The 5,160-nt window shown below is 46.4% G+C and carries 8 protein-coding genes; 5 read left to right on the top strand and 3 right to left on the bottom strand.

All coding sequences use genetic code 11. From position 1 onward, the window contains the following. The 5 genes from GSQ95_RS25000 to GSQ95_RS25020 all read left to right on the top strand — a co-directional run. Positions 1-392 (top strand): hypothetical protein (locus GSQ95_RS25000; RefSeq protein WP_158973986.1); only part of this gene is annotated, 392 nt, incomplete at its 5' end. A gap of 44 nt (positions 393-436) precedes the next feature. Next, entirely contained in the window at positions 437-1,171 is a 735-nt protein-coding gene (locus GSQ95_RS25005; protein WP_158897017.1) for a hypothetical protein, read from the top strand. A 48-nt stretch (positions 1,172-1,219) separates the two neighbouring features. Beyond that, positions 1,220-2,284: a hypothetical protein gene (locus GSQ95_RS25010; protein ID WP_158897018.1), complete on the top strand. Its 1,065-nt coding sequence runs from the start codon at positions 1,220-1,222 to the stop codon at positions 2,282-2,284. An 80-nt stretch (positions 2,285-2,364) separates the two neighbouring features. Then, on the top strand, positions 2,365-2,760 hold the full coding sequence (locus GSQ95_RS25015) for a hypothetical protein (protein WP_158897019.1): 396 nt from the start codon (positions 2,365-2,367) through the stop codon (positions 2,758-2,760). A gap of 328 nt (positions 2,761-3,088) precedes the next feature. After that, positions 3,089-3,430, top strand: coding sequence for a hypothetical protein (locus tag GSQ95_RS25020; protein WP_158897020.1), 342 nt, complete (start codon positions 3,089-3,091; stop codon positions 3,428-3,430). Between the two features lie 14 nt (positions 3,431-3,444). Here GSQ95_RS25020 and GSQ95_RS25025 read toward each other — a convergent pair whose 3' ends face one another. From GSQ95_RS25025 to GSQ95_RS25035, 3 genes are all read right to left on the bottom strand, one after another. Further along, positions 3,445-4,305 (bottom strand): hypothetical protein, encoded by an 861-nt coding sequence (locus tag GSQ95_RS25025; protein WP_158897021.1) that lies wholly within the window; start codon positions 4,303-4,305, stop codon positions 3,445-3,447. A gap of 106 nt (positions 4,306-4,411) precedes the next feature. After that, entirely contained in the window at positions 4,412-4,624 is a 213-nt protein-coding gene (locus tag GSQ95_RS25030; protein ID WP_158897022.1) for a DUF3892 domain-containing protein, read from the bottom strand. Between the two features lie 14 nt (positions 4,625-4,638). Next, positions 4,639-4,815 carry a DUF1508 domain-containing protein gene (locus GSQ95_RS25035; protein ID WP_158897023.1) on the bottom strand — a complete coding sequence of 59 codons (177 nt, stop codon included), beginning with the start codon at positions 4,813-4,815 and terminating at the stop codon, positions 4,639-4,641. Between the last annotated feature and the right edge of the window lie 345 nt (positions 4,816-5,160).

Consider the following 5,160-nt stretch of genomic DNA (forward strand, 5'->3'; position numbering starts at 1 on the left):
ACTCTGGCCTGCATCGATCGCTGTTGGCGCGTCGACTTTTCAGACAAACCCTAGTAACCAAACCTACTCAAGGTCTGGAAAAGAAGCCGAGCGCGAGTGACATCGCTGCGCAGAACCGGCTACTTGAACAAGCCGGAATGATCAAAAAGGCAAAGGAATATTCCGCTGCCATTGATGCGTTTCTGGTGGCTGCTGATGGTCGTATTACCACTACCAAAATTAGTATGGATACTGCTCCTATCCTTAAGGGGTATGGCGTAGTTGTGGTGCCCGCCTGTGGCATCAGTATGTTGAGCTACAAGCTTAGCCAGCAATTTAACGGCAAAGATGTTTCTCTGGCTCAGATGCTGAAATGCGCAAGCTTTAAGGAACGATACAATAAAGTTAAGTAAATATAATTAAGCACAAGGACGTGCTATCTATAAGGACAACAACAATGAACGGTACAGAAATAAGCGCTTTCTATAGCTCCATCGGATTCCGCCTCAACAAAGCTCAGTTCAGACAAGCTGAGCAAGCGATGGCGAAGATGGAAGCAATGATGTTAAAGATCAAAAATCAGTTCGATAAAAGCTTTCAGTTTTCCCCTAAAATCAAATTTAACTCTCTTGCCTTCCAGCGAGATATCCAGAAATCTTTGAACCAGGTTAGCCGGCTGACTGAATTCAAGATGGAACGGTTCAACATCGACAATGTGAAGCTCAATCGTAGCCTTGCCTCCGCGATCAAGCGTGCTGAGTGGTCAGCACAGTCGCTGAAGATCAAGACGGTTATCGAACGCAGCCCTGTCAGTCAGGCAGTTCGACAGGTAGCCCGTAACGCTCAAGCTGGTGGAGCGCAGTCTGTCGAGGGTGGTAGTGGTGCAGTGTTGGCTGCTGTCCCTCGCTGGCTTGCTCCTGCTGCTCTGGGATATGCAGGCGTCAGGGCAACATCGGCCTTGTTCAATGCCAATGCTCAGCAGCTCAGCAACCGGAATCTAATCGCTAATGTGGTTGGCACCAGTCCTAACCCCAAGATCAATGCACAGCGATCAGAGGCTGCCAATCAATACGTTTGGAACGAAGCTAACCGCCTAGGTTTGCGAGCTACGGATCAGGTCCAAGGTTACGCCTCTATGCTCGCTGGTGGTCACGCCGCTGGCTTGCGGTACGCCCAATCACAGGACGCTTGAACCCAGCTCAACGAACATGCCGTCACGATGCACCTATCGAATGAGCGCATGAAGGGCCTTCAGACTTCAATCGTCCAGATGATCTCCAAGGGCCGCGTCCAGTCGGAAGAACTTTTCGGCCAAGCTGCGGAGCACGATCCAACAATGCCCGCTTTGTTCGCCCAAGCGAATGCCGAGTTGAAGAAGTCAGGCCTGACAGGACAAGCCGCAATGGTGCAGCTCCGAAAGGATATGGAGAAAGGTTTAGTTGGAACTGACGTAGTCTTGAAGGCATTACAGATTGGCAGTAATCAGGCCAAGGATGCGCTGGCTCGTAGCACACAAACCTCTCAAGCCGAGCTTAACCGGGTGCAGAACACGATAGATAGCACTATCAATGATGCCAGTCTTCAGGGATTGGAAAACAATTTCCAAGCAGCTTTGAATGCTGTTAACACCTTTGCTAAAGACCTCCAACTTTCTGCTCTTAGTTTGGTCAAGAGTTTCGGTGAAGCCTATAAAGCATCCGCTGATTTTGCCTTATGGATGCGAGGTATCGCGAAGGGAAATATTACGCCAGAGCAAGCTTTGAGGACAGTGAAGGAAAAGGCACCTGATGCTGCTCAGAATTACATTGATCATCATCCGGGGCTTCAGGGTGTCGGCTGGCTTTGGGAAAATCATCCTGTCTTAAAGTATACAAAGGATAGTGCAAAGGACCTGTACAACCGTGTGATGGGGCCTGAGTGGGGGGATGTAGGTAATCGCTTTGTTCCTGACTTCCAGCCGTTCAAGCAACCAAAGCTTCAATACCAACAGCCTTTCAACAACTCTCAGATGCCAGCGGCATTACCTTGGACACCGCCAGTGCAATTCGGCGAAAACCCGATTGTACACACTCCAGACACTGATCAAATCATGCAGCAGATGACTCAGTCTTACGCCAGCACTGATAGTCGTAGCTATGATAATCGAATTACGTTCGAGCCTGGTGCATTCCAAATTGATGCTACAAACATGGATGTCAACCAGTTAAGCAATGAATTGGAATCTCGAATGATGGAGGTATCTCGCCGGATGCAGGAAAACTCCTGGTCAGACACCATGATTCAGTATCCCCAGATCGGACGATAGCGTTCACCAATACCTACCAGTCCATAACAACAATCTATAGGCCCTCCAAGTGAGGGCTTTTTTCATTCCCGAGAACAATAATGCAATACTTTATCTTACATAAAAACTCTAATCTTATTGCCGGCTTCATCGCCTCAAGCTTTTCCCCTGCAAAGAGTGAACATTACCGTTTCATTCCTGCATCAGAGAAAAGCGTAGACAGCTATTTCAAGTGGCTTTCTAAGAATGGCGACATCTGTCCTGACCTTGGAGATTTGGCCCTTAAGTCAAAGTATCTGAACGATAAGGTTAACCCTAAAGGCTCAGAGCTTCGCACCACTGTACCTCGCTATACGGAAGACGTAGCGCCTTCCAGCCGTGAAGCCACTATCGCCTCTTGGATCGCTCAGTATCCTAATACGGATGAACATGCTCTAAATGATAAATTCTTGTGTGGTGTCACCGTCGCCCGAGCCTATCTAAACAAGTATCTATAACGCCACAGAATGCGGCTTGTAGACGTTAAAAAGCTGTACCCCTGGCTACCCCCTTACCTGCACTTTTTAGCTCTCTACAGCCCTTATAAACACTGTATTTAAAATATCAAAATCATCATATCCGAGGTATCGCTATGCGTGTTTTTACGAATTACACTTTTAAAGGTCATCGCAGCTCCATTGAACTGCCTATCAAGCTTGTTCAACTCTTCAGTGAGAAATATCCCAATCAGAGTATCGGTCCGTTCATTAGCAAGCTCTTGAAGTATGAGAAATGCAATCGTGTCGGCTCATCTTTGGTTGTAACTCGTTTGGTAGAGGTGTTGCTATGAAAATCACCTTCCAGCACGTTACCACCTTTACCAACATCGCCTTGATTGGTGCTATTTGCTGGTCAATGAGTCAAAGCAATACGTGGCAACGAGAGTTTAAAGACAGCATCAATCAGCTGACCCTTGAGACGCAGCGTAATCTTACCGCTATGCAAAGCAGGCTGGAGAACAAGATTAACAACCTGAATGAAAGCTTGGATCAGTATCAGATCAATACAGGTCGGAGTTTGCGGATTCTTGAACAGCGTGTTGAAAGTCTTGAACGTAAGCCAGCTGTGATTTTTAACGGCCAACAGGGCTTCCGCACTCAAGGACAAAATCAAATTAACAACCAATAAAAGACAACTTTCCGTTACAGGTATGTACACCACAGCCTAACGGATTCTCTGTTCCTTCCTGGCTCCCAATAAACCTCACCAGAAAGCTCGTTAGGTACCTTGTAAACGAGCTTTGTTTTCTCGGTAATTAACGGGTTCATTTTTCTAAACCTTAATCCATAGCCTTCGGCCAATACTTGCTCGGAGGTTTCGAACCGGTATTCCTTCCCATTAGAGATGACTATAAGATCACCCTCGACAGGCATTCTACTTTCGGAATCCAAATTCTTAAACGAAGCTTCCAGAACTACGTAGCGAGCATCTACTTCAGATGGCAAGTCGGAAAAGCGGTTGTTAGTCTTGACGCTATTCACCACAGAGCAGGATGTTGAGGACACTTGAAAGTAGCCTACCCTACCAGACGTCACCCTTTGAAAATTTTGCATATGATAGATATCTGTAGATAGATATCTGTTATATAAATTTGAGTCAACCCGCCTTAGCCCCTGAATTGAGCACCTTAATGCTAACTTCATCTTTTCCGATAGTTTCTCATTAAGAAAATTTGACAAATATGTGCGAGAATCGCTGTAACTTTTATTTATCTCGCCCTTATATATCCTATTTTCCGCCAGCTTTCGCAACTCTACGAGCTCAGGATTAATTTCAGGAACAGCATTGCGCAGTTCTTTGTCGTCAACGTAAGCGTCCCTACCTAAGGCGTATCGTGAAAACTCGTTGGTAATGACCATCCGAATGTTCTCGTCAAACAGCTTTTTATCGCTATCTGAAAGAAAATCATATTCTTGGTTGTCGAGCGAGCATCTATCACTTGCTAGCACTGGCATCGATACAGCAAGAGGAACACACAGCAGAGAAATAGCAATAAATTTCACAAGTCATCCCTGAATGCAAGTATTTCAAATTATTTAAATTCGATATTAATTAGCTATTGCTTTGTTTACAGAGAATCAACAGCCATCCATGGCTAATCCTGCTTGATCAGTCCTTGTTTACATTGTTGCCTTTCTGGTTATCAGGATTGGAGCGAACGTACTCGACGCCATCCACATTAACTGTATTAAATCCAGGATGCTTACCTGCATCTACTTCTTTTACGAGCTGCTCACGGGATACCACTCCCCTTCCAGGAATGGTGTAAGATTGGTTTTCACCATTTTCGCCGTCGCGATTGCCTCGGATATTCTTTGCCATGGAAACCTCACCAATCAGCGACTCGTTTCTTTCACTGGCGTCTGCCGGTTGGTTTCCATCACGAGGCCTATAGCCTTGAGGCAATTATCTTTTGTCGTGTACGACTCGCCACTTGCTATAGGTTCGTAGTTACCACCTTTTAATCTCCAACGCCACTGGCCAGAAGCATCTTTGTAGACTTCAAAGTACATATAACACTCCTTTGCAAATAAACAGCGAATAACGCTATTCAATGTAAGGCGCACATGATGTAGCACGCCGCTATAGCGTGACGGTCGTCACAGCCAAAGAGTAGCAGGAGCGTAAGTGATAGCACGACCGCCTAGCGGGGACGAACGGCTATCTAGGATGACTTTTGCTTGGGGGAGATAAAGGAGATAGGATCAGCGCCAAGCGCCCTTCTATGTCACACAGGAGGATGCTAAACGGCTGTCACACAAAGGAATCTAGAGCGGAGAATGTCTAAGTAAAACAATTACTTAGCAGAAATGGAGGTGGCCCCGCCAGCCACACCCCGGCACACGACATCACCGCTG

This window comes from Pseudomonas sp. BAV 4579 (assembly GCF_009765395.1).
GTDB classification, from domain to species: Bacteria; Pseudomonadota; Gammaproteobacteria; order Pseudomonadales; family Pseudomonadaceae; genus Chryseomonas; species Chryseomonas aestiva.

Coding starts and splice junctions, on each gene's coding strand:
- GSQ95_RS25005 (WP_158897017.1), top strand. CDS start 437: ATGAACGGTACAGAAATAAGCGCTTTCTATAGCTCCATCGGATTCCGC.
- GSQ95_RS25010 (WP_158897018.1), top strand. CDS start 1,220: ATGAAGGGCCTTCAGACTTCAATCGTCCAGATGATCTCCAAGGGCCGC.
- GSQ95_RS25015 (WP_158897019.1), top strand. CDS start 2,365: ATGCAATACTTTATCTTACATAAAAACTCTAATCTTATTGCCGGCTTC.
- GSQ95_RS25020 (WP_158897020.1), top strand. CDS start 3,089: ATGAAAATCACCTTCCAGCACGTTACCACCTTTACCAACATCGCCTTG.
- GSQ95_RS25030 (WP_158897022.1), bottom strand. CDS start 4,624: ATGGCAAAGAATATCCGAGGCAATCGCGACGGCGAAAATGGTGAAAAC.
- GSQ95_RS25035 (WP_158897023.1), bottom strand. CDS start 4,815: ATGTACTTTGAAGTCTACAAAGATGCTTCTGGCCAGTGGCGTTGGAGA.